We start from the raw sequence: 21,902 nt of genomic DNA on the forward strand, positions 1-21,902 counted from the left end.
ACTCACGATCGGCAAGCGGAGCAGAGCCCTAGGCCCTACTCCGACTACCTGCGACGTTGAAGAATCTGCCAAACCGGTAATTACTCGGCATATTCGGGCGGAATCAGCCGCTCGGGAACGTCGTGCCCCTGTTCCTCGAGATAGCGCACCACGCCTGCATGTAGCGGTGCCACGCTTGCATTGAGTGTCAGCTGCAGCGGATCGATATCAGCGGCAGGCGCATAGCCATCGGCCGCTGCCTTGATGCCGGCCTCGGAGAAGGCACGCGCTATAATGCCGTAGGCGATCTCCTCGCTGAGCTCGCTGGTAGTGTTGATACCGATGCCGGTCTGAATCGTAATCTGTGGGTTTTGCTGTTCGCCGTAATGATCCTGGGCATCGATCTCGCCGACGCTGAAGTAGGCACGTTCGCCTGCGACCTTCTCCGCCTGCTCCCGAGTCATCGACAGCAGACGAACAGGGCGTGACGAATGCGCCTGCTGGATGTAACCGTCAGGATGCAAACCAGCCTTGACGAAGGCATCCAAGCGCCGGTTTTGGTAAGCGTCCAGAGCATCGCTGGCTCCGGCGCGGTAGTATTCGGGCTCGATACCTAGAATCTCGAGCACCGTCTCGGTCTGTCCTTCAGTCGCGGTACCCCGCCCGCCCGAGTTGAAATCCTGGCCCTCCAGTTCCTCAAGCGTCTGAATGTCGGTATCTTCCGACACGACCCAGTTCAGGGGCAGCGGCGCGAAAAAATACAAGGTGCGCAGATTTTCCGCTGGCGATTCAAATTCCCCCTCCCCCTGCATGGCCTGATAGTCGGAAGACGTCACCGCGATGCCCATATCGACTTCGCCTCTCAGCAGTCCTTGGGTCGAAGCCGAAGCCCCCCCTAACTCCTGGATGCTCAGGTTGACGCCGTCGACGTTATCGTTCCAATCGGAGACGACGGCCACCTGGTACGAATAGAACGCCGAACCACTATGGGTACCGCCCATGGCCAGACGTGCCTGGGCTTCCGATTCCAGCGGCACTAGGCCGAGCGCAAAAATGCCCGCGGCGGTGAGCGTCAAGGCGTTGAGGCGAAAGGGAGATCCATGCTTTATGGTAGGCATTGTTGTTGTCCTCTTTGGCGTGTCGTGGTGCGTTGTCTTTCTTGCTTGGAAATGTCGTCCTTCCTTGGATGTCATGGTTTGCCGGAGCGCAAGCTCTCGCAACCTGCAGCCGGCTCGTTTATCTGTTTAGTACAAACCTAGCAGCTTTTCATGCATGTGTAATACTATTCAGCAAATCGAATAAGATAAAAGGACCGTCTGATCGAATTTCGCAAAGGCTTGCGCATCAAGTACCCTTTCGAGATCGCGAGGAAGCGATCAGTCGCCAGGCATCGTTCGGCGGGGCCTCAAGAGCAATGGACGAGTCACTATGAAGCAATCCTCTAGCGTCAGCACCGGCGTTGGCCAGAAAGCCCCTTCCCGGCCCGAAAGCGTCAAGACGGCAGCCCGTACCCTGAGCCTCTTCGAATCCTTCGCCGAAGCCCAGACCCCCCTCTCGTTGACGGATCTTGCCAAGCGCATCGACGCCCCGGTCAGCAGTTGCCACGCCCTGGTCAAGACCCTGCAGAGCCTGGGTTACGTCTACGTATTGGAGCAAAAGAAGCGCGTCTACCCGACCAAGCGGCTGCTGCAGATCGCCCAGTCGATCGCCTCGCATGACCCGCTGCTCGAAAGTGTCTCGCCCGTGCTGCAGGACCTTCGGGATGCGCTCGGTGAAACCGTGATTCTCGGGAAGCGCCAGGACTACAGCGTGGTGTATCTCGACATCATTGAAGGCACCCATACCGTGCGCTACGCCGCGAACCCGGGTGACGCCAAACCATTGCACTCCAGCGCCATCGGCAAGGCCATGCTCGGCGAGGAAAGCGGCGTGCGGTTGCAGAGTCTGCTGGAGCGTCTTCCTCTGCCCAGCGTGACATCGAGCACCATTACCGACCGCGACCAACTGCTGGATGACATCCTCAATGGTCAGCGACGCGGCTACTTCGTCACTCGCGGCGAGAATGTCGATGACGTGATGGCGCTCGCTATCGCCCGACCGGTATTCGGTGAAACATTAGGACTGGCCATTGCCGGGCCAATGGAGCGTATGTCCCGTCACTATGAACGGTACCGCGAGACCCTGATCCGTCATGGTGACCGGCTGGCCTCGCTCTGAGGAGACGTCTCCGATTCCCGAATCGCGCGGCGCAGACAGAAAAGCGCCATTAGCGATGCCAAACCCGGAAGTAGGAAGCCGACGGAATAGTTACCTCCCAGCGAGACGATGACACTAAACAGCGCGGGTCCAGTCAGCACACCCATGTAGGTCAGCACCAGTACCGCGGCAGTGGCCTCACTCACCTCGACCTGGGGGCTGCGCCGCGCCACCTCCGAAAGATACACGCCGTTCCAGCCTATCGCGGTGACCCCGGCCGCACTCAGCAGTCCTATCACCAGCCAGACCGGAGTGCCTGGCCCCAACAGTGAGACCGCGACGAACAACACCAACATGGCAATGGCCAGGCCGCACAATACGGGCACGCTCCTTCCCAAGCGGTCGGCCAGCATCCCCCAGCCAACTCGGCCAACGACCCCCGAAGCGTGAACGACCGACATGATCACCCCGGCCGTGATCAGGGTAATCAGCAGCTCTTCCACCATGAACGCCACGGTAAAACTCAGCAGCGACAACTGAGCCGCAGCCAGACAGAACCCGGCCATTCCCAGCCACAGAATCGGCGGGCGTCGATAGAGGACGGCGAGGCTGCCGGAGCCCCGCAGCAGCGTGGCGGGCGCGCGGTCACTGTCCCACTCGCGGCGCCGCAGCTGCAATGCCAAAGTAGTGAACAGCGCGGCCAGGCTCAAGACAAAAAACGCGGCGTGCCAGCTCCAGGCTTGGGCAAGCGATGGTGCCAGGGAGCCCGATAGCACACCGCCCAGCGGCACACCGGACTGCTTGATCGAATAGAGCAGGTTGCGATGGCGCAGCGGCGTATAACGCGCCAGGAGCTGTGCGGCCGCGGGGTTGGTCAACCCGTAGGCAACGCCGAGAAGCAGCGTGGTAAGCAGCAGCGCGGCCGGCGTACTACCCCCTGCTACCGCGCAGCCCACCATCACTAGCGCCATGGCCACCTGACTAGAGCGACAGGCACCGAGGCGCCGAGCCAACGATCCCGCCTGCAACGACACCAGCATGGCAATCCCATACAGCAAGCTCACCTGCAACCCCACCAGGCCAGTGGGAATGCTGAAGTCGGCCGCGATCTGTGGTGCCAATACGGGTACCAGCAGCATGGCGGCACTGGTCAATGCCTGCACCCAAGTGGTGGACACCACCACGATCCAAATCTCCCGTCTAGAAGTGAGGGAAGGGTCGGGTGGCGTGATGAGCCGTGGGGACTTTGGCATGCCATGCCTCCTTACGCATCGGTGTGCTCCCCAAACGTGATGTGGTGCTTAACTTGACATATAATTTCACATATAAGTATGTTTATTCATAATACGGAAATAAACAACGCCAACATTTTCCGTCGGAGCGCCCCCATGGCCGAACACCTCCTTGTCGATGCGCAAGGCCCTCTGCTGAGGGTGACCATCCATCGTCCCGAGAAGCGAAACGCTCTATCTCGTGCTGTGCTCAATGGGCTCGCCGATGTCTTCACTGAGCAAGCCGCCGATCCCCGATGGAAAGTGGTCGTGCTGATCGGTGCCGGCGACAAGAGCTTCGCCGCTGGAGGCGATCTTCGGGATCTCGCTCAGGTGCGCAGCGAAGAGCAGGCCACCGCCATGAGCCACGAGGCAAGGCGCGCGCTCGATGCGGTGAGCCGGTTTCCGGTTCCCGTCATAGCCGCTCTCAATGGCGATGCCATTGGCGGTGGCGCGGAACTTGCCGTGGCTTGCGATTTCATCATCGCCCCACCCACCAGCCGCATTGGCTTTATACAGGGCAGGCTCAACATCACGACCGCCTGGGGCGGCGGCGCTCGCCTGCTGAGTCGCCTTCCGGCACCGCTGGCATTGCGCTTGCTGACCCGCTCCGAGCTACTCGACGCCCATGCCGCACAGCGCATCGGCTTGATTGACCACGTGGCCGAGGCGGGTCAGACGCTCGAGCAGTGTGTCGAGCAGTTCACCAAGCCCATGCTTGCCCAGGCACCTCAGGTTCTGCGGGGCTTCAAGGCCCTGGCGCTGAGCCATGCCGACGGTCTGACGAAAGCGGAACTTGCCAAGATCGAGACCCACCATCTCGTCGCCACCTGGACGCATGACGATCACTGGGAAGCCGCCGACAAGGTTCTGAAGACGAGGAAATCTTCATGAGCGATTCCGAAAGCCGCACACCGCCTATTCCCGAGCCGCGCACCGCCTCCGGTATCGAGATTCCCGAGCGAATCACCCCCGACATGCTCCGCCACCCCGACCCAGGCACCCCCGGCGAGCCCCCCTACACACGCGGCATCTTCCCTAACGGCTACCGCGGGCGGCTATGGACGTTTCGCCAATACTCCGGCTTCGGCACCGCAGAGGATACCAACGCACGCTATCGCTTCTTGCTGGAAAGCGGCCAGACCGGCCTGTCGGTGGCCCTCGATCTGCCCACCCAATGCGGCTTCGATCCCAACGACCCCATGGCGCGCTCCGAAGTGGGCAAGGTGGGTGTCTCGTTATCCAGCCTCGCCGAAGCGGAGATCCTCTTCGATGGCATCGACCTGAGCGGTATTTCCACTTCCTTCACCATCAATGGTACCGCCGCCATCGTCTATGCCATGTACTGTGCGGTGGCTGACAAACAAGGAGTGCCGCGCGAAAAACTCACCGGCACCATCCAGAACGACATTCTCAAGGAGTACGTGGCCCGCGGCACCTGGATCTTTCCTGTGCGTCCCTCCATGCGCCTGATCTCGGACACAATCCTGTTCTCCAACCGCGAAACCCCGCGTTTCAACCCGATCAGTATCGCCGGCGCCCACGTGCGCGACGCTGGCGCTACTGCTGTCGAGGAACTGGGCTATACCCTGGCCAATGGCCTGGCCTACGTGGAAGAACTGATTCGTCGTGGCGGCGATGCCGCCAAGTTCGCCAACCGGCTGAGCTTCTTCTTTTACGTCCACATGGATTTCTTCGAGGAAATCTGCAAATTCCGCGCGGCACGTCGCCTTTGGGCAGCACTGCTGGAGGAGCGCTTCGACATCACCGACCCGAAGGCGCAGCGCTTCCGTTTCGGGGTGGTCTGCGGGGGTTCCTCGCTGACCGCCGCCCAGCCTTACAACAACATCGTGCGCGTAGGCATCGAGACGCTGGCAGCCACCCTGGGCGGCGCGCAGTCGATCTTCACCTGCGCCTACGACGAGGCTTTCCAGATTCCTACCGAGTTCAGCGCCGAGATTGCCCTGCGCACCCAGCAGATCATCGCCTACGAGAGCGGCATCTCGAAGATCGTGGACCCCTTGGGGGGGAGCCACTATGTGGAATGGCTGACCGACAAGATGGAAGAGGAGACGCGCCGGGTCATTGAGGAAATTGACGAATACGGCGGCGTGGAGAAGGCGATCGAGGATGGCTACCTGCAGGCGCGCATCGCCGAGCGTGCCCATGAGCGCAAACAGATGGTCGACAAGGGAGAGACCGTCATCGTCGGGCAAAACTACTTCCGTCGCGACGATCAGACCGACGACTTCGGGGAAGTGTTCAAGGTTGATCCGCAGGCTGCCCAGCGGGTCCAGGAGAAGTATCAGCGCGTCATGGCCGAGCGAGACTCAGCCAAGGTGGAGCAGACGCTGAAAGCGCTGGAACGGGCCGCAGCGAAGGATGATGAAAATCTCATGCCATACCTGATCGACTGCTGCCACGCCTATGCCACGGTGGGCGAGATGGTCGCCACGCTCAAATTGCAATGGGGCGAATTTCAGGAACCCATTCGTCTATGAGCCGGCCCTCACCCATTCCCAGTGGAGACACCCCATGAGCTTGAAAGGCAAGAGAATACTGATCGCCAAGCCCGGCCTGGACGGCCATGACGTGGGCGCTAAGGTCATCGCCCTGGCGCTTCGTGATGCCGGTGCTGACGTCATCTACACCGGGCTGCGTAAAAGCTCGGCATATATCGCCAAGGTGGCGGTGGATGAGGACGTGGACGTAGTGGGCCTGAGCATGCTGTCCGGCAGCCACATGGCGCTGGTCAGCGACACCATACGCTGCCTGGAAGAGTACGACGCCAGCGACATCAAGATCTTCGTGGGCGGTACCATCCCCGAGAAGGACCGCGCGGCCCTGATCGAAGCTGGGGTATGCGGCGTATTCACCGCCGACATGCCATTGGAAGACGTCATACGCGCCATCGAGAGGGAGCTATCATGAACCATACTGCCGCTCCCTCTGGCCCGCTCAGCGGAATCCGTATCCTCGAGGTGAGCCACATGCTGGCGGGCCCCTACTGCGGCATGTTGCTTGCCGACCTGGGTGCCGAGGTGATCAAAATCGAGGCTCCTGGTAAGGGCGACATCGGCCGCCAGATCAGCCCCCACTTCATCGGCCCTCACAACGCCTATTTCGCCAGCCTCAACCGCAACAAGCGCAGCGTCAGTCTGGACCTGAGCAATGAGGCGGGACAGCAGCGCCTAGGCGAACTGGCAGTCAATTCACACGCTCTTCTCACCAATGTGCGGCCCGCGGCAGTGCGCAAGCTGGGGCTGACCTATGAGGCCCTGCGCAAGCACAACGACAAGATCGTCTGTCTTGCATTGACAGGCTTCGGTCTTGAAGGCCCTTTCGCCGAGAAACCCGCCTATGACTACGTCATTCAAGCCTTGGCCGGTGTCATGGCCATGACCGGCGATCCGAATGGCCCGCCAGTGAAGACCGGCTACTCCGTGGTCGACAACTCCGCCGGGATCATGGGCGCCTTGGGGCTTACCGCCAAGCTGGTCGAGGGCAAGGGCGGCCAGGTGGATGTTTCCCTCTACGACACCATGCTCTCGCAACTCAACTACCTGGCAGGGGGTTACCTCAACGCCGGACAAAAGGCACAGCGCTATCCCGGCGGCGGACACCCCTATATCGTCCCGGCCCAGATCTTTCCTACCCTGGATGGTCACTTGGCACTGTTCATCACGCATGACGGTTTCTGGGCGGACTTCTGCCGTGAAATCGGTTGCGAAGCCTGGATCACCGATACGCGCTACGCCACGATGGCCGCACGCACCGCGAATCGCGAGGCGGTAATCGCCGATGTACAGGCGGTGCTGGCCACGGGCTCCACCGACAGCTGGGTCGAACGACTCGCCCCCCTAGGCGTGGTCGTAGCCGGGGTCCAGAGCCTCGAGGATGCCTTAGAGTCTGAGTTGACGCGCTCACGCCAGATGGTCGTCTCGGTGCCCACGCCACATGGTGAGATCCGCATGGTGGGAAATCCCATCAAGCTCCAAGGCCAGCCGCCCCACTACGGCCCGCCGCCACTGCTTGACGAAGATGCTGGGGAGCTAGAAGAACTGGATGGGCAGAGTCACGTTTCGTACAACGCTAGCGGAGGCTGACATGAGTGGTCTTGCCCCTCGTTCGCGCCGCGCGCTTGGCCGCGAGCTGACCCGCCTGGCCCAGGCGTCGGTGGCGGAGAGCCTGGCACACAGTGCTCAGCGCCCCGAACCTTCCATGGAGACGGCACGTATCGGTTTTACCGGCGCACCTGGCGCCGGCAAGAGTACCCTGATCAGTCGGCTCGCCAGGCTTCGGTTGGCCGCCTGCCGCGACCAAGGCGGCGTCGCCATCCTCGGCATCGATCCCACCAGCCCACTGACCGGTGGTTCGATTCTCGGCGACCGCATCCGCATGGATGCCATCGCCAACGAACCAGAACTCTACATTCGCTCGCTGGCTAGCCGCAGTTCCAACGACGGTCTGGCAGACAACGTCCTGGATCTACTGGTAACCGTAGAGAGTTACGGATTTCGTGAAGTGCTGCTGGAAACGGTAGGCGTGGGCCAGGCCGAGCACGCCATTCGCCACTCGGTGGACACCTTGGTGATGGTCCTGCAGCCCAACGCCGGCGATGCCATCCAGGCGATGAAATCAGGGGTTCTCGAACTGGCCGATATCTACGTCATCAACAAGGCCGACCTTCCCGGCGCCAAGAAGAGTGCGTCGGAAATCCGCGGCATCGTTCAGCGCTCTCAGGCAGCGTGGCGCGCCCCAGTGATCGAGATCAGCCAGCAACACGGAGAGGGGCTGGCCAAGCTGGATTCGGCCATCAGTGAACATCTCGCCTGGCAGGCAGAGCACCGCAATGCCAGCGAAACGTTGCGCCGACGCCGTCATTATCACGTCCAATCGTTGATCGTGCGCCGGGTCGCCGAGCTGCTGGATCACCGGCCCCAACTGCTCGATACGACGAATCTGGCAGAGAGCTATGCCGAAATCCTTCAGTTACTCGCCAGTGATGCCAAGCGATACTCCCGGCAGGAGGAAACGGGATGGTAAAACTCAACAAAATCTATACCCGCACCGGCGACAAGGGACAGACTGGCCTCGGCGACGGCACTCGGGTCGCAAAACATGATCTGCGAGTGGCAGCCTACGGAAGCAAGAAGCCCCGCCCAGCAGTGAACGACGCCCACGAGTAGGGCGATTCATTCAGAAACTGGCACTTAAGGCCTGAGCCCTGTACAGCATGGGGCTCAGGCCCTTTCGTTCCAGACTATTACACTCGTGGTTGTGGTATTGAATGTAACGGCTGATACGTTGCCCTCAGTGTCAGGCTTAATGTCATGCCCTCTGATACCCTGTTCTTATAGACCGACCAAGAGGCAATGCCCTCGGCGTGCTGGTGGCGCTCGGCGCGCTGGCGGGACTTCAGGTAGATGGGTCAGCCACATACAGTCTCCTACTCGAGAGCGTGGGTGTCTCGAGAGTATGGCGAATGATCTCTCCCTTTGCCGTTAGCAAATCCTCTTCGCGGTCTACTCCAGACCCTAAATCCTTCCTAGCTTTGTGCGGTATTCGCTAGCGCTGCCCTATGGCCGCCTGGATTTGGTGGGCCCAGCTGGACTCGAACCAGCGACCAAGGGATTATGAGTTCGCTTTTAAAACAATAAGTTACTGACAAAAAAGGAAAAGCAACCGTAATCAAGCGAAAGGTACAGTCCTTTAGAATCAGTAACTTAGCGAAAGTTGAGGATAGCATAGGAAGCTGGCGTGTGTACCGGTGGTGTACCGGTGCGCTCGATTGTAATCTACCATACGGTCAATATGGATTTTGGTAGGAATTCAGCATGACGTTAGGAAAACTCTGGGCTGGCCGGGCTTACGGCACAAACACAGGCAACGTATTTGTCAAGCTGAATGGTGATGATGAAGCCCTGACCGGGACGCTTCATCTGAACGAGCCTGGTGTTGGGCTTGTAGTTTACTCAATCCAAGGCGCATTTGACGGTCACCAACTGACACTTACTGGCGAGCCTCAGACACAGATTGAGGGAGTAGCTTTTGGACAGCTCTCAGCAACAGCCAGCTTAGACGCAAGGGGCGAGCTCAATGGCGAGTGGAGCACTAGCATAGGCTCCGCTGGAACCTTCATCCTATTCCCCCATGACCAAGCCCAAGATATCGAAGCCGATTCAGGAAAATTTCCGGATCAACTTCACACAGCACGGCATCAGTTTGGGGCTGTGGCAATCGATCGAGAGCAAATCACGACCCTTGCCGGGGAAATTCAGCGCGACTTCAAAAGAAGTCAAGTGGTTGTCACTGTTGTAGCTGGTACCGAGCAGTCTCGCTTCCTATCGGACTTCAAGACTACCGAATTCAACGCTGATCGAGCCGCGATCATCAGGTTGTTTGTGCAAGAGCCAGAGGGTAACGGGGTAAACCGAGTCGTTCAGGTAGAATTTGGTCCACAAGTGAATACGGCAATGAGCCAGGGTGGCGAAGAATCTTGGGTTCTCGGAACGCTTGAGAAACTGAAGCGCAGCATCCGGCCTCTCGAGCGGACCTACACTACCAATTTTAAGAAGATGGGATTCGGTATCAACCAGCTCCTGTTCATCGGTGCGATTGTTTTCCTTCCCAGTCTTGGAAGCTTCTTGGACCGTACAATTCTAATGGTCGGTGTGCTGGCTATCATTTACGGGGTGATTTGGCTGCACAATCGATATCTACCTTTTGCTGCCATCTATCTTGGACAAAAGCCTAAAGGGATACTCGAACGGCTCGCCCCAAGTGTGATTTCGTGGCTTATAGCCGTTACTGCAGGCCTCGCTGCCACCCTACTTGGTGCCTACCTCCAGGGCTTGTTCCCAGCTCTGTCTATAGGCCAATAGGAGGAGCCAATGGCCCGTAAGCGTGAAATTGACGCGAGGGAAGCGTCACTATGGTTGGGCGTACTGCTCGATGCAACGTTTGATCCAACTAGCCAAGTGATCCACCTAGACACCCAAGCCGATGCAATGAATCGGGAGCTTCCTAGCCCCCCAGATGGGGGATGGTCGGCTCAAATTGGGCGCTCTGAACTCCTGTCGATTGCTAAGGATATGACCGATGCCCCCGACGACTATCCGCCATCCAGGGCCGCCGATGTTCTACTTCGATGGGCTAACCGATGGGTGACCACTAACGATTGGTCACGACTAAAGGCAAGGGTAAGGAAGCGCCGTCAAAGGATGGACAGACAAGCTCCCTTTTAATCCCTATTCTACGACATGCGCAGGTCACCCAGTATCGTATAAATATTATTCCCCCTCTGCTCTTTTCCTTTAATAATCACCTCTTCAACTCGATGTACGTGTATCAATATGTGATTTATCAAAAGATCGATACCAGGCCGAATACGGTTTTTTTGCAACCCTGTTCTGTCACGAAGGGTTTCATGGGTTATCTTTACATCCCTGGTTGGATTAGGTCGCGACGCCAAGAGATAAATATAAATTTTCAACGCCGATAACGAAGCATCACCTCTATTTGGAAACCTACAAAGGGACTGCCTCAACCGATCATAAGGGACCTTAGCCCACCCCATGTCACTGCTGGAGTAGACAAGCCGGTAAACATTTTTGTTTTCTCCCCTCGATACAGCGATGATCTTTTCTTCTTCGAGCTTCCGTACCGCTCTGATTACCATGGGCCGCGACAGACCTGTAATGGCCTCTAGGTCAGTATACGAAACCCTGATCGCTTGATTCGAAAAATCAGACAGAACGATCCCTAGCAAGCATTTAAGAGCAGCGATGCTTCCACCGCTGCTTTTACCCCCTGTAAAGCGCTTCAACCCTACCTCGTCCCGCACCCACCAGACGGGTAGCTGTCTGAACCCAGTCATTTGTCACGCTCCTTGTCCACCAAGCGGCCGATGACACGTATGCACTGATAGGCCACGCCGAGCCCTGATATGGCCACCAAAGCGACCAGCAGAGAGGGGGAGGCCCCGCTAAGCAACACCACTAACTCTTTGATAGTTCCCATAAGTAAGCCCTCCAAGCCTTCGATTTTTGAATTTTGAAGGCTCTCAATTCCTCTTTCTAGAAGGAGGGATAGGGAAATACCGCAAAATTTTATAAAATATCCTTACATATCAAATGTTTAATGACAAACATCTCAGTCAATAAGAATACCTGAAATAGTAAATGGGAGCAATTATACGTGATAATGTCACGCATTCACAAAGATCATGCTGAAGCTAGCGCTCGTCCTCCAGTTTGTGTTCACGCTCGCTAGGGCGCTGGGTCTGGTACCGTTTCTGGAGCTGTGCAGCCACCTTCTCCTGGAATTCGTGGCGCTCGGTCTTCATCAGCGGCATGGAGTCCACAAAAGCCGCGACGTGCTTGGCCAGCTCCTGGTCTTCGGGGGCGCGGCTCTGGGCCATGTCCTTGGCCGCCGTCAGCCAGGCCTTGCGGACATAGGTCTGGCGCTCCTTGATACGATCCTCCCAGGGCCGCGGCTTCGGGGCTTTTCCTGTCCGCTGGTCGCGGAAGTCTTCAAGGACCTCCCGGACCTTCGCCTGGTCCACCTGTGGCGTCTGGCCTTTCTCGCGAATGTGGTGCACCACTTGGCTAACGCCCTTCTTGATCACGCCACGGGTGGCACGCGGTGTGGCCTCGGCCTCTACCCCTCGGCGCTCAAGCTCAGTGGCGAATGCCTCTCGCCACTTCTGCGGGTCGCCCTTCTTCACGTTCAACCGACGGCCGTCATAGCCCAGGCTCTTCACCGTCAGGTGGACATGCGGGCTGTCAGTGTCGGTATGCAGCGCCATGACGTACTGATTACTCTGGCCAAACTGTCGTTTGGCGAATGCACGGACGGCATCTTTCACGTCACGCGGCTCAGTGCCGGCCGGCATGGACATGATGATGTTGGTGGTGTCGCGGGTGTTCTTCCGGCGCTTGCCCTGATCCTGCGACCAGTCCTTGGCCAGGGCCCGTACCTCGTCTTTCCCATGGATCACGTCGCCGCGCTCGTCTTCAAGCTCCAGCTTGCCGTTGCGGCTGATGTAGTCCAGGTGGGACTGGACATGATCGGCTCCCTTGGCATTACCAGTGATCTTCACCATGACCTCTGGCACTCGACTTGCTATGCGGCGCGCACGCGCCCGATTAGCGGCCCGGTTGCTCTTATGCTTTACAGGGCCTCCCAACAAGTCGGCAATGGTGTCATCAGCCAGACTACCCATTCTTCCTCCTTCGGGTGGCCTTTAATGTGGCTTTCGCTTCCACCCCGTGCCGTTCCAACTCGGCCGCAAAAGCCTCACGCCACTCCTGCGGATCGCCCTTCTTCACATGCAACCGGCGCCCATCATGGCCAAGATTCCGCACCGTAAGTTGGACATGCGGATTGTCGGTGTCCGTGTGCAGGGCCATGGCATACTGATAATTCTGACCAAATTGCCGCTTGGCGAACGCCTGGGATGCCCTTTTTAGCGCCTGCGGGTCGGTTCCGGCCGGCATCGACAGAACGATATTGGTGGTATAACGAGAGTTCTTGCGCTGCAGACCTTGAAACCTCGACCAGTCTCTAGCCAAGTCACGGACCATATCTTCCGTGAAGGAGAACTGGCCGCTTTCGTCCTCAAGCTCCACGGCTCCGTTCTTACTGATGCGAAGCAAATCGCTCTCTACTTGGTCCGCATCGTATGCATTACTGACGATCCGGACGACGACTTCCGGCTTATCCATCATCCCTCCACCGATTCATGTTCTTGGACAGCAGACTGGCCACCTTGTCCTTGTGCTGCTCAATTCGCTCTGCCAGCGCCTCGATGGCCTCCCGCTTGAGCTTGTCGCTCTCACGGAATTCGACATTCAAGACCTTGGTGATCTGGTTAAGGTTTTTCCCTATTGCACGTAATTCCCTGTTTGACTCCCGCAAGACAGCCACCTCGTCGTCCGTCAGTACGGGCTCTTGATGCAACTCAGCCAGAACCATCGCAGTGACCCAACTGGTACGGCTGGGATAGCCCTCCTCTTGAGCACGTTGTGCTAGCCAGCGTTCCTGAGTGGGTGATAGGCGGATGGTGAGCTTTCGGGACCTAGCTTCGTCCTCTTGGTCGTCCGCCATTACAGTCGCAGCTCTGCCGGCAACGCGCTGAATCATTCGCCGCAGCATGTCCGACTCGCGCAGGCCATTGGCATTGCAGAACTGCGCCCAGGCGTTCTTCTCGATTTCTGTTAGGCGTGCTTCAACTCTCGGCATAGTCCAGTTTTCTCCACCGCTGAGAGGTGGGCTAGGCAAGTTTGCCGGCATACGCCAGCACTTGCCGAATCCTGCCCTAGCCTCAAACCCATTGAATTTTTTCGTACGTAAGAAAAATGGCTGCTTCTCGGGCGAGGCTATCAAGCACAGGAATACGCGTTAGGCTTCGCCATTAGTAATACGGACGGACCTGTCTCAAACCTCCTCGTCGCCTGGGGCTGAACCAGAAGCTTCGCCATTAGACATAGGGGAAGGACTTTGAACACTCTCGGTTGATCCGGCTCCCGATGGTGAAGCTTCGGTTTCAGCACGCTCGCGCCGGCGCCTGGCCAGCTCACTCTTCATCCACTGCCCGGCGGCGCGCATCTCGTTGCGCAAGTCTTCTATCTCCTGAGGTGTCAAACGGCGATAGCTCATGATTGTTTCTCCTGAGACGCATCTCGCCGAAGCTGCGGGTAGATCGCCGTGCGCCATCGCCATTGAAAAACGCACACGGCAATTCCCGCCGTGCAGACAAGCAGTGTTTTGATCGCATGGATATCACCCGCCAATGCATTCGAGACCACCCCAGGGAGTGCAGGTATCAAGGCCACAACCAGCAAGGCACCAATGAGTAACAGCACGCCAGATAGCCCTAGTTCTCCGAGACGTTTGATGCGCATCCAACGCGCACGCCAGGTGGCAAACCATTGTGATGGCATGTTCATCCCCCGGTTATCACGTTGCCGGCACCAAAGCGCTTCTGATACGCACGATAAGCCGATTTGGCGCCACGATACGGTGCTGCTGCAGCATTACCTGCGATACGCGTATCACGCTGGATACCACGGTACTGACGCCTGATCGCTGAGGGACGCATCGCGCTCATGGCCGAGCCAAGGGCCCCTTGAGTTGCCAATGCCACACCACCGCCCAATGCAGAAGCAATGGCCGGCACCTGCTTCAGCACCAGGATGCCCAGGGCAAAAAAAGCAATCAGATAGGCACTTGTGGTCATACTGGCCATGCTGCTTGCCGAGGACTCCACGATGTTCATGAACGCTTCGCTGACATCGATGACCATGCGTCCAATGGCTGAACCCAAAACTAGCAGCATGCCGAAATTGATCACCATGCCCAGCCAGCTCTCGAAAAAGCGTTGGGTGCTGTTAAAAAGCAGGCCGATGATGAAGAGTGGGCCGATCGCCAGCAGCACCGTCGTCGCCACCTTGCTGGCCAGCAGGAGAAACGCCACTACGATGGCAACACCACCACCAAACACCATGATCAGAATCGCCACCAGATACATGCCGAAATCACCACTCATGACCCCCGCTTTATCCCAGGCCTGATCAGCTACGGCGAGAACGCGGGAGAACAGGCTATCCAAAATGGCCGCTGCACCTCCATTGGAACCCGTGATGACTGCTGCTACCTTTTCCGGGCCGTGAGCCAGCACGTCCACCACGACGCCCATATAGGTACCGACCGTCAGCCCCAGCGTCATGATGAAGCCGATGCGAAGGATGCGAAAAACACCCTCCTGCAAGGGCTCACTGACCTTGCCAAACATCATCAAATAGCCCCAGATAGCAATCCAGACGATCAACATGCTGGTAAACATTGGAGTGATGTAAGCGATGAGGTCGGTAGCCGTGTTGATGATGTACTGGTCCAGTGCCTGATCAACGACGGAGAACATGCCTTCAAACAGGTTCATGAGTTCTCCTCGCTCTTGAGGCTAGACAAGTCGAGCTCGAAGGGCTCACCGCTAGACAGTGCCCGTTCCGCCTGGAGTGCATTAATGCAATTCGGCGTATCCTGGAGTGCGCCAGGGTTGTTGCCGCACGTCTCCAGTGTCACCTTGCGCTCGTCGTCATGCGCTTTGTACCAGTCCACGGTCTGCACCGGGCCAGTATCCGGGGTGTCATCAAAGCACCCGGTCTGCGCAACGCTGACTAGCACCACAACGGCAATATTTCGTGAGCACGAAATTTTCCTGGTACTCATAAAGCTTCCTTACCAATCAAGCTCGAAAGGTTCCCCTGATGACGCGACACGCATCTGTTGAACCCGCTGAGCGTGAAGCGCCTGGTTGGCCACGGCCTGAGAGCGGAGCATGGTCAGCTTGGCCATTTCGTTCTCCAGCATGACTTCCTCGGCGCCGATGCGCGCCTGTAGGTCCAGAATGTCTTTCTGGTCCGGACTGTTGTTGACCTGGGCTATCAGGCCGGTCAGGTCTTGGAACCGCTCCTGGGCCTGCTCCAGGGACTTTTCCGACTGAGCTAACCAAGTCGCAGCGTTCACATTGCTGCTGTCGTACAGGTCGGCCACGTCCCCGCTCAGGCCATAGTCGCTACCACTGTGGATACCGTAGCGATCCAGTACCTCCTGTGGATCCACGTCCAAGGCTGTGTCGTAAGCTGAGTCGATGACGTTGGCTAACCCCCGTGAGCCACTAATGCTGGCCAGCTCTTTGTTAGCCGTTTCGAGCTGGCTTTTCAGTTGCTCGATTTGGCTAAGCATGTGCTGAACCTGCAAAAGTTGCTGGGTCAGGTTGGACACGTCGATGACCGGAATCCCGCCCGCCATTGCAGGCTGGGACAAACCGATGGTGGCCGCGATAGCGACGCTGGCCATTTTTCGTGCGCACGAAATTCTGATGCTCATGGTTAGGCTTCCTTTTGGCTATTCTGGTGGACCGCCTTGGCCTCCAGACGGCGTTTCGTCCTCTTGAGCGTGAGCGATCGTTTTTCAAAATCCAGGCTTTTCAGGTCGATGGACTCCATCACCTCTTTCATCTCCTCGATGCAGCTGAAGAAGTCCTCAGGAAGGGCTTCCAACCCTTCAGTCAGAAAGTCCCGAGCGTAACCAGCGATGATCATCAGAGTTTGAATCTCACTCCCGATGGCGTGCCGTTCAATCGCTTGGGATCGGCACAGCCGAGCTAGCTCGCTGTCCGTAAAAATAGGTGTGTTATATTGATCGTTAGCCATAATTGCCTCCTATACAGGCAGTTGTGGTTAGGCGCGGCCGGGGCCGTCATCCCCGTACCGCGCCGTTTGAATCGCCTTTAGCAGCTCACTCAGCGCCTGGTGTTCCTCGTCAGTTAGCCAGAATGCGCGTTGCCGGCGCCCCAACTTATTTTGTCTTCCGACATAATCACGTTGTCGCTGGGCGCCCGTCTTTGGGTCGCTTTTCATTCCGATTTTAAGCTCAAAAAAACGCCAACTTTGAAAGAAAAGTATAGAGAATGTCACTAATGACGCAATAGTACCGCTACTGTATTAAATTAATAGAATGAAGTGTTTTCACTATCTATAAACGTAAATAGATAATGATCATATCCCCATTTCGTGCGCACGAAATTTTCGCTTCCGATTTGATGTTTTTTTGGTTTTGGATTGTACAATCCAAAAATAAAGAGCTAGATGTACTCGGAATAGAAGGAGCTTCTTGACGAAGCGAGCGTGGTGATCCTAGTAGGGAGGAACAGCGCGCCATGTGCGGATGTTGTGGCAGCACCCGAGGATATTCTTCGGGGAGAAGGATAAACTAGGAACGCATGCCTCTCCTCGTAACGAGAGCGTTAACTCGGCAGTATCATTGCTCGCATTTTGCTCAGCGCGGCATCGCCAACCTTACCGCTACCCAAGCTCCTGGCCAACGCCATTGCTTGTTCCTGCCCCCGCTTCTCAGCCCTCTGAACCAGAGTGAGAGGTTTGTCAGTGCCTAGCAGCTCTCGCTCGGTCAATCGTTGTCCATTCATCACACGGTTGACCAAGGCGAGATATTCTTGGCTAAAACGCTCTCGAATACTGCCCATTTCCCGTTGCCCGGAGTGCATAATGCTCCAGGTTACCTTTCGGGCTGCGAGACGCACAGCAAGGTGACTCCAAGAGTGATTAGCGGGGGAGTGAGCTTTTTCACATACTTCAGCCCAGGCCAGCTCCACATTAGGCATACCGAGGTCCTCTGGGCGTGGTTCACAAAGAACAGCGAATTCGGCAGGCTGTGGTGGCCAAGCTTCACCCCCTTGCCGCACAGACGCTCGGAGCCTTTCCCGGCAGCAACGATAGCCGAGTTTAAGATGTGCGACGCTTAAATGGGCTAATTCAGCAAGCCACAGGCCCTTTTCATCGTAAAGCCCCCACTGGCTGATAAACTTATTTCCATAGAGGTTCTTAAGGGCATCAAACAGTGCATCGACATCGTGTTCAGTCACTGCCTGGGCATTTGAGGCTTCTCCAGAGTTAACCTTCAAGCTATCGAACTCTTCGGGCCCGGTCTCGAGCTTCTGCAGCTGAGATACGACGTGATGGAGAGTGTCCATAGCAGCTTTCATTGTCATACCCCTCTCGTGAATTCATGAGATTATTTTCAGTTCCTTTCTGGCTCATTCGATTCTCATAAACCCAACGAGCCAGTCGGTCATGCCAGCCTTGCTCAGTGAAAGCCCGATTTGTCTCCGAGTAATAGCCAACAAAATCCGCAAGCTCAGCCTGGCTAGGACGAGCACCATCCGGCATGTCTCGACGCTGACAAGCCAATCCGAAGACATTGAGATCAGGCTGCCACCCATAGGTCATCAAGAACTGCTTGCAGCGTCTCTCGCTCAGCTCGTCTACACGTGTGTGTGAGTTAGAGTTGGTTAAGGACGGTTCGGGTGCAGATTCTGCACCCCGTGCTGCAGTAATCCGCACCCCGTTATTGTGACGAGGTGCGGTATCTGCACCCCGTGCAATGTTGCGGGGTGCAGATATTGCATCCCGTTGATCGTAACTGCTGACCTCATCTTCATCACCGACTCCGCTGCCATCCCTTCCAAGTTCCATTCGCAGGTCATATACCACTGGCCGCCGATCAGCACGTTCAATAATGGCCTCTGCGACACGCTGATTTCCTCTCTGAATCGCACCGACTTCTCGCAAGAGCTTGAGCTTCTCCTGAACCGTTCGACGCTTAAGCCCTGTATATCTGGACAATAATTCGACGCTTGGGAAAGCATAACGGCCTTCCTCGTCGGCGTGATTAGCCAAGCCAATAAGCACATGACGAGCACCAGGATCTGTTACAACCTGTTGATGCAAGGCCCAGGCAATTGCTTGTACGCTCATCAGTCTTCCAAACTCAGCGCTTCCTTTACCTGAAGCGTGCGAAAATACACACGACGCCCTACCCTCACCATTGTAGGTTTCAGCTTTCGGGATACATCTGTATCCGTATAAAGGGATACTCGCACTCCATCAGGTGATCGCCCTAACAGATCGGCCAGGTCAGATATGCTCATCAATAAACCAAAGCGGTTTATCAGATATTCTTCGGCGGTCATCACTGCACCTCATCAACAACGAATGGTGTGAAGGCAGTGTTAAGCGCGAGAAAAAAAGGTGCAAATTTTTAAGGTTAAAGAAGAAAATCACAGCTCATCAAAATATGGTATTTTGATTTTCAAGATAACGTAGCTTGATTTTTAATCCAGTATATTTTGATTTTAGCTAAGAAAATTAGCTGGAAATTCAGTAAGTTAAATGTGAAAATCTGTTTTCCTCCAGCAACAAAATTCTACAAATATCCAGGCATTACACATCGGCTCTCAGGTTTGAATCAGGCGACTGGGAACGGGCATCTAGCTAGGTTGATACGAGTTTCATACCTAATTCCATTCATCTGCTATCGGCCAAGAGCGACGTTCAAGTGGCTCTGATATAACGTGCCGCTAAGCCGCGCTGCCGCCGGTAAAGCGGACACATTACAGCGTGACGGCAAATATGCTCAGCGCGGCCAACGGTCGGATTCGAATGGCCTCGCACCTTGCGCTCCCCCTACCACAAGCACAGTCAGTAGACTGCGGTCTTTCAGCCAATAGCCCCATCCGTGAGCATAGGAGCGCCGACGTGTGCGGGAAGCTCAGCTGCTTGGCTACATGTGGTGTCATCTGTAGAAGAGCTCGCACCTTTGCGTGTTGCCGCTTCAAGAGTTGCGGTGCCAGTTACGCACGAACCCCGCTTCACAGCGTGGACCCGGTTTTCAATCTTGCCTAGTTGCTTCCAAATACGTCTACGCCTGAGGGGATCCAGAACAAAAAGGAATTCGTCGTCGGTGCCATGTACTCGAGCGTACCCGATTGACTTTTTACGTGTCCGCCGGATTCGGTAGGCATCTGGATAGAGGTCGGCGATCTGCGCAAATGCGCCATTGGAGATAATTGCCACCGCCCCACGCTCCGCGGCACGACGGGCGGAATGAGCGAGCCGCACTTGGTCAGACCAGTTGAAGACGGTCGCTCCATAGCGATCGAACTGCGACTTCGTGACGTCGCTGTACGTCGGGTCGCAGAACACTACGTCGCCGTCCCTGGCTCGGTCCACTATTGGTTCAAAGTCCTGGCAGCGCAAGGCAACATCCTGCCCAAGCACCTCAGAGCATCGATCAAGGATGCCGTCAGTCCATAAAGCATCGGGACGCCGGCTTCCACCACCATAAGGCGTGTTGAAATGTCCGAGGCGATTGGTCCGGTGGATGCCTCCGTAGCATGTCCTGTTGAGGTAAACAAAGCGTGCAGCCGCAACAACACCTGTGACGTCGCATTGGGACCTTATTTGATAGTAGGTCTCAGCACTTACCTCCCAAGACGAAACAATTTCTGCTAACAGTGCCGGATCCCGGCGGACCCAATGGTAGGCGTTGATCAGATCCTCGTTGATGTCACTCAACTCCGCTCGTTGTGGCGCCACCGCAAAAAAAACGGCTCCGGACCCAAGAAAGGGCTCGAAGTAGGTCCCTTTGCTTCGTTTCAGAATCCCCGCGATCAAAGGTGCGAGGTCGGGCGCCAGCCAGCGTTTCCCACCGGCCCAGCGCAAAAAAGGGATTACCCCTTCAGTCGTACTAGTCACCCGGGTCACGCCGTAGCTCCCGCCATCTGTGTTAAGTAATCATCAAGGATACCCGCGGATGGTCTATCGCTGAGACTGACAGCGCTGTTGGCCAACACAAGCGGCAAGATCGCGTTATCGGGCTTTGTGCTGGTGAGACGACTTAGGGCTCTTATACAGTTCCCCAGGGCCGACATATCCGCCGGCTTTGGCTCGAGCGGGCCGCCTTCATCGAGCGTCGAGGTCGGCAACTGAAGCGCGACCATATGTGTCGGCGACAGACGGACGCCGAGACGCGAACCAAATGAAACCCGGTTGCGATACTTTCCCGGATCGAAGGACCGGCCCTGCACCTGTTCAACAACAAATTTTCGGCTGGGCAGAAAATAATCACCAGGCTCTGGCAGTTGTTTCTCAAAGTCCTGAATGAATTCGGCAAAGTCGCCTGTCTTCTCAACGCCAACGAGGTTGAGACAGTGCCCGCGCGCGTAGAGCCACTCCACGAACTCCCGAACACCATCGACAATCCGGTAGCCTTCAGCACGAAGCATCAGTGGACCGTCCTTGATGAGAAGTATCTCCCTCAGGCGCTCGAGCTTCCGTGCCTTGCAAAGCTTCATCGGGAGCAAAAACAATGCAAGAAGCTCGACGGTCGCCATCACCATCGAAGCCAATTGCTCCCGTCCATTGTCCTCGGTCTCGGTGGTCAAACCGAGATAGTCCGATAGGTAGTGGTCGAAGCCGCAGTGAGGGCAAGAAAAGGTGCGCTGCTTAGGAAGGGAGAACACCCGCCGGCACTGTACGCAGTCCATCGACCTATCAGGCATGGGTGACGTAGGCCCTAGCCAGCCACGCCATAGCAAAAATTCCAAGACGTCGTAGAGCCCTGTCCAAGGCGGTGAGAGTATTGCGTTCAATATCTCGCGGTTGCTATCGCGCAACGTTCGTCCCGGCCTGCGTACGCCCGAAAGGGGGACAATCGAGGGGTAGCGGTCGATACGTTTGAGGTACGCGTTAAGCCGGCGGGGATCCATGAAGATGTCCTCGGCAATGCGATCAAGATCTTCTAAAGACAGCAGCATGATCCCGACTTGGATGAAGGCGACACGCTTTTCCCGTCGCTTCGGGTTCGGGATGGTCGTCATGCCTCCATCGACTGTTACCACTGTCGAAATTTCGTGTGGCTTTGACAGGTCGACTGTGCCGGTCTTCAAAAATCCTGGCGGCACTGTGGCCGGGGTGTCGCTACGTAGGCCTTGCAGGATCTCTGCAAGCGCGGGATCCCGAATCACCTCCATATGGGCGATCTTCGAGGCAGCTTCGAACGGATATTTCCCCTTATTGTAGGCCATCGTCT

General features: G+C 56.8%; 26 protein-coding genes. 8 read left to right on the forward strand and 18 right to left on the reverse strand.

Annotated elements, in window-relative coordinates:
* Positions 1-80: 80 nt before the first annotated feature.
* Positions 81-1,172, reverse strand: a complete 1,092-nt coding sequence (locus F0A17_RS19400; protein ID WP_149330014.1) for a TAXI family TRAP transporter solute-binding subunit — start codon at positions 1,170-1,172, stop codon at positions 81-83.
* Positions 1,173-1,407: 235 nt separating this feature from the next.
* On the opposite strand from F0A17_RS19400, the gene F0A17_RS19405 reads away from it, so the two are divergent.
* Positions 1,408-2,196 carry an IclR family transcriptional regulator gene (locus F0A17_RS19405; RefSeq protein WP_149330015.1) on the forward strand — a complete coding sequence of 263 codons (789 nt, stop codon included), beginning with the start codon at positions 1,408-1,410 and terminating at the stop codon, positions 2,194-2,196.
* Here the strand turns inward: F0A17_RS19405 and F0A17_RS19410 are convergent.
* Complete coding sequence (locus F0A17_RS19410) at positions 2,169-3,428, reverse strand: MFS transporter (RefSeq protein ID WP_149330016.1); 1,260 nt, start codon at positions 3,426-3,428, stop codon at positions 2,169-2,171. The genes F0A17_RS19405 and F0A17_RS19410 overlap by 28 nt on opposite strands.
* A 135-nt stretch (positions 3,429-3,563) precedes the next feature.
* Here F0A17_RS19410 and F0A17_RS19415 point away from each other — a divergent pair, with 135 nt between their 5' ends.
* Genes F0A17_RS19415 through F0A17_RS19440 form a run of 6 tightly spaced genes read left to right on the forward strand, consistent with a single transcriptional unit; the run spans position 3,564 to position 8,635 of the window.
* Positions 3,564-4,340: an enoyl-CoA hydratase/isomerase family protein gene (locus tag F0A17_RS19415; protein ID WP_187774744.1), complete on the forward strand. Its 777-nt coding sequence runs from the start codon at positions 3,564-3,566 to the stop codon at positions 4,338-4,340.
* On the forward strand, positions 4,337-5,947 hold the full coding sequence (locus tag F0A17_RS19420; protein WP_149330018.1) for an acyl-CoA mutase large subunit family protein: 1,611 nt from the start codon (positions 4,337-4,339) through the stop codon (positions 5,945-5,947). Before F0A17_RS19415 ends, F0A17_RS19420 begins: the two co-directional genes overlap by 4 nt.
* A gap of 34 nt (positions 5,948-5,981) precedes the next feature.
* Positions 5,982-6,377 carry a cobalamin-dependent protein gene (locus F0A17_RS19425; protein WP_149330019.1) on the forward strand — a complete coding sequence of 132 codons (396 nt, stop codon included), beginning with the start codon at positions 5,982-5,984 and terminating at the stop codon, positions 6,375-6,377.
* Complete coding sequence (locus F0A17_RS19430; RefSeq protein ID WP_149330020.1) at positions 6,374-7,552, forward strand: CaiB/BaiF CoA transferase family protein; 1,179 nt, start codon at positions 6,374-6,376, stop codon at positions 7,550-7,552. The genes F0A17_RS19425 and F0A17_RS19430 overlap by 4 nt, the downstream gene beginning before the upstream one ends.
* A gap of 1 nt (position 7,553) precedes the next feature.
* Complete coding sequence (locus F0A17_RS19435; RefSeq protein WP_149330021.1) at positions 7,554-8,492, forward strand: ArgK/MeaB family GTPase; 939 nt, start codon at positions 7,554-7,556, stop codon at positions 8,490-8,492.
* On the forward strand, positions 8,486-8,635 hold the full coding sequence (locus tag F0A17_RS19440; RefSeq protein WP_422671159.1) for a hypothetical protein: 150 nt from the start codon (positions 8,486-8,488) through the stop codon (positions 8,633-8,635). Before F0A17_RS19435 ends, F0A17_RS19440 begins: the two co-directional genes overlap by 7 nt.
* A gap of 10 nt (positions 8,636-8,645) precedes the next feature.
* On the opposite strand, the gene F0A17_RS21045 is transcribed toward F0A17_RS19440, so the two are convergent.
* Positions 8,646-8,750, reverse strand: a complete 105-nt coding sequence (locus tag F0A17_RS21045; protein ID WP_149330073.1) for an IS3 family transposase — start codon at positions 8,748-8,750, stop codon at positions 8,646-8,648.
* Between the two features lie 533 nt (positions 8,751-9,283).
* On the opposite strand from F0A17_RS21045, the gene F0A17_RS19450 reads away from it, so the two are divergent.
* Positions 9,284-10,330 (forward strand): hypothetical protein, encoded by a 1,047-nt coding sequence (locus tag F0A17_RS19450; RefSeq protein WP_149330022.1) that lies wholly within the window; start codon positions 9,284-9,286, stop codon positions 10,328-10,330.
* Positions 10,331-11,321: 991 nt separating this feature from the next.
* Here the strand turns inward: F0A17_RS19450 and F0A17_RS20615 are convergent.
* The 15 genes from F0A17_RS20615 to F0A17_RS19530 form a co-directional block, all read right to left on the reverse strand.
* Entirely contained in the window at positions 11,322-11,468 is a 147-nt protein-coding gene (locus F0A17_RS20615; RefSeq protein WP_187774745.1) for a hypothetical protein, read from the reverse strand.
* 214 nt (positions 11,469-11,682) lie between these two features.
* On the reverse strand, positions 11,683-12,552 hold the full coding sequence (locus F0A17_RS19460) for a relaxase/mobilization nuclease domain-containing protein (RefSeq protein WP_228716974.1): 870 nt from the start codon (positions 12,550-12,552) through the stop codon (positions 11,683-11,685).
* 112 nt (positions 12,553-12,664) lie between these two features.
* The gene (locus tag F0A17_RS19465) at positions 12,665-13,174 is read right to left on the reverse strand and encodes a relaxase/mobilization nuclease domain-containing protein (protein ID WP_149330025.1); all 510 of its coding nucleotides are present in this window, start codon (positions 13,172-13,174) and stop codon (positions 12,665-12,667) included.
* Positions 13,167-13,691 (reverse strand): plasmid mobilization protein, encoded by a 525-nt coding sequence (locus tag F0A17_RS19470; RefSeq protein ID WP_149330026.1) that lies wholly within the window; start codon positions 13,689-13,691, stop codon positions 13,167-13,169. The genes F0A17_RS19465 and F0A17_RS19470 overlap by 8 nt, the downstream gene beginning before the upstream one ends.
* Before the next feature lie 195 nt (positions 13,692-13,886).
* On the reverse strand, positions 13,887-14,108 hold the full coding sequence (locus F0A17_RS19475; RefSeq protein ID WP_149330027.1) for a hypothetical protein: 222 nt from the start codon (positions 14,106-14,108) through the stop codon (positions 13,887-13,889).
* The gene (locus F0A17_RS19480; RefSeq protein ID WP_149330028.1) at positions 14,105-14,392 is read right to left on the reverse strand and encodes a hypothetical protein; all 288 of its coding nucleotides are present in this window, start codon (positions 14,390-14,392) and stop codon (positions 14,105-14,107) included. Before F0A17_RS19480 ends, F0A17_RS19475 begins: the two co-directional genes overlap by 4 nt.
* 2 nt (positions 14,393-14,394) lie before the next feature.
* On the reverse strand, positions 14,395-15,390 hold the full coding sequence (locus F0A17_RS19485) for a TrbL/VirB6 family protein (RefSeq protein WP_149330029.1): 996 nt from the start codon (positions 15,388-15,390) through the stop codon (positions 14,395-14,397).
* Positions 15,387-15,680: an EexN family lipoprotein gene (locus tag F0A17_RS19490; protein WP_149330030.1), complete on the reverse strand. Its 294-nt coding sequence runs from the start codon at positions 15,678-15,680 to the stop codon at positions 15,387-15,389. The genes F0A17_RS19485 and F0A17_RS19490 overlap by 4 nt, the downstream gene beginning before the upstream one ends.
* A 9-nt stretch (positions 15,681-15,689) precedes the next feature.
* Positions 15,690-16,340 carry a type IV secretion system protein gene (locus F0A17_RS19495; RefSeq protein WP_149330031.1) on the reverse strand — a complete coding sequence of 217 codons (651 nt, stop codon included), beginning with the start codon at positions 16,338-16,340 and terminating at the stop codon, positions 15,690-15,692.
* Between the two features lie 2 nt (positions 16,341-16,342).
* Positions 16,343-16,666, reverse strand: coding sequence for a hypothetical protein (locus F0A17_RS19500; RefSeq protein ID WP_149330032.1), 324 nt, complete (start codon positions 16,664-16,666; stop codon positions 16,343-16,345).
* A gap of 593 nt (positions 16,667-17,259) precedes the next feature.
* Positions 17,260-17,934: a replication protein P gene (locus F0A17_RS19510; RefSeq protein ID WP_187774746.1), complete on the reverse strand. Its 675-nt coding sequence runs from the start codon at positions 17,932-17,934 to the stop codon at positions 17,260-17,262.
* A 1-nt stretch (position 17,935) separates the two neighbouring features.
* The gene (locus F0A17_RS19515) at positions 17,936-18,787 is read right to left on the reverse strand and encodes a helix-turn-helix domain-containing protein (RefSeq protein ID WP_149330035.1); all 852 of its coding nucleotides are present in this window, start codon (positions 18,785-18,787) and stop codon (positions 17,936-17,938) included.
* A complete protein-coding gene (locus tag F0A17_RS19520; RefSeq protein ID WP_149330036.1) occupies positions 18,787-19,002 on the reverse strand; it encodes a plasmid-related protein in 216 nt (71 codons plus the stop codon). The genes F0A17_RS19515 and F0A17_RS19520 overlap by 1 nt, the downstream gene beginning before the upstream one ends.
* A 526-nt stretch (positions 19,003-19,528) precedes the next feature.
* Complete coding sequence (locus F0A17_RS19525) at positions 19,529-20,575, reverse strand: DNA adenine methylase (protein ID WP_149330037.1); 1,047 nt, start codon at positions 20,573-20,575, stop codon at positions 19,529-19,531.
* Entirely contained in the window at positions 20,572-21,897 is a 1,326-nt protein-coding gene (locus F0A17_RS19530) for a hypothetical protein (RefSeq protein ID WP_149330038.1), read from the reverse strand. Before F0A17_RS19530 ends, F0A17_RS19525 begins: the two co-directional genes overlap by 4 nt.
* Positions 21,898-21,902: the final 5 nt, after the last annotated feature.

This window comes from Billgrantia pellis, from assembly GCF_008297955.1.
Classification (GTDB): domain Bacteria; phylum Pseudomonadota; class Gammaproteobacteria; order Pseudomonadales; family Halomonadaceae; genus Halomonas; species Halomonas pellis.